This window comes from Bradyrhizobium sp. NBAIM08 (assembly GCF_020193935.1).
GTDB lineage: Bacteria > Pseudomonadota > Alphaproteobacteria > Rhizobiales > Xanthobacteraceae > Bradyrhizobium > Bradyrhizobium yuanmingense.
The window spans coordinates 1-393 of sequence record NZ_JADYVR010001143.1 but is presented as its reverse complement, the minus strand read 5'-3'; the positions used below and the strand labels follow the sequence as shown (position 1 = coordinate 393).

Annotated in this window: 1 pseudogene; it reads left to right on the top strand. The window is 77.9% G+C overall.

From position 1 onward, the window contains the following. A pseudogene (locus tag I6F37_RS43870) lies at positions 1-389 on the top strand (hypothetical protein); the annotation flags it as partial. Between the last annotated feature and the right edge of the window lie 4 nt (positions 390-393).

The window sequence follows — 393 nt, the reverse complement described above, 5'->3', positions numbered from 1 at the left end:
CGGTGGAGGCCACCAAGCTGGTCGTCGGGCTGGCCGGGGTCGGCGCGGACGGCGTGGCCGTCGGACACGACCTGCGGCAGGCCGGGGTCGAGGTGGAGCTGGCCGACCGCGACTGGCTGATCCCGGTCGTCACGCTCGCGGACACCGCGGCCGACGTCGAACGCCTGGTCGCGGCGCTGATCGCCGCGGTGGGCCGCCACGCCGGGCCGCCGCGCGAGACCGTCGTCGCGGCGAGCTGGAACGTGCAGCCGGAGATCGTGCTGCCGCCGCGTGAGGCGTTCTTCGCCCCGGCGGTTACGGTGTCGGTCGAGCGGGCCGTCGGTCGGGTGGCCGCCGAGCTGGTCGCGCCCTACCCGCCCGGCGTGCCCGTCCTCGCGCCGGGCGGGTAGGGCG